The organism is Vibrio sp. D173a, from assembly GCF_030248475.1.
Map to the genome: position 1 here is coordinate 1 of NZ_JAHGAH010000288.1, position 1,225 is coordinate 1,225.

The window sequence follows — 1,225 nt, forward strand, 5'->3', positions numbered from 1 at the left end:
AAAGGTGCACAACGTGAAGCGCTGTATGATTGGATACTAGAAGAATTGAGTATTTTAGAAGCCAACCCATTTAACCCGATCAATACCGATGAACTGCGCCACGCCCTTGATGAAGCGTTGATGTCCGATGTTACCAATCAACCTACTACGGACTCGATGACTGAAGAGCAACTTAATGAGCTTCGAGAAGAGATTTCTATGATGCTCGGTGATGATATCAACATCAGTAACGAACAGCTGTTGGAGATGGTTGAGGATCCTCGTAAGTTTCACGACTATCTGCAAGCACTGATGGCTGAAAAAGTCGAAAAAGAGTCGTCAGAAGAGGACGATGGTATTGATTGGGGAGCTGATAACTTTTTTTCTCAGGACAATGAGCCAGTAAACTCTAAGTCGCCTTATAACGAAAACAGTCAAGCGCTATACAGTGATAAGCAAATGACAAAACTTTATCGCCAGCTAGCAAAGCAGTTGCATCCAGATAGAGAAACGGATGAGAAAAAGAAGATTGAAAAAAGCGCTTTAATGCAACAGTTATCACAAGCGAAGAAAGATAAAGATGTCGTAGCGTTACTGTTAATGGCTCAGCAATACTTACCAGATCACGAGATGATAATGGATAGTGACATGATTGAGCGCTTACAAGCGACGCTCGAAGAAAAACTTCGGCACTTGAATCTGACGTATCAAGAGCTCCAACATGGTCATGACCTAAAAAGCATTATTTGGCAAAAGTTTGGTGGGGGCAGCAAAGCCAGACGGGAAGAAGGCTTAAAACAGTATCGAGCAACATTAGAAAGAGAAACGATAGAGTTACATGAAAAATGCCAAGATGTAAAAACTGTTAAGCAGTTGCAGGTGCATTTAAAGGAAAAAGTTAAAGCTTCGCGCTTTGAAAATCAGCTTTTAAGTATGGCTTCATCCGAGTTATTTTCCTTTGAGGATGATTGGTTTTAGTTTGTTTTCAATCTAATCGCTCTCATAGAACATTAGAGTCTAAGGTTTCAACACATTTCCCATACAAGTTGGAACCTGAGCAATTATCTGGCTGGCTAATCTCTGCCCCATTCCTTCTCAGCGCGAAAATTCACTCACAATCTGTGATAGTACGTTTGCCTTACCTGTAGTTATCCGAAAGAGTCTCGAATTAAGCTTTTTAAAAATTATGCGCCATTTTGCAATCTAATACTTAACACTTCTCATTAACCTATTGATTATAAATTGA

1 protein-coding gene is annotated in these 1,225 nt (G+C 40.1%); it reads left to right on the forward strand.

Annotated features, from left to right (window positions below):
* Positions 1–957 (forward strand): J domain-containing protein (locus KIV40_RS24340; protein WP_285351749.1); only part of this gene is annotated, 957 nt, incomplete at its 5' end.
* Positions 958–1,225: the final 268 nt, after the last annotated feature.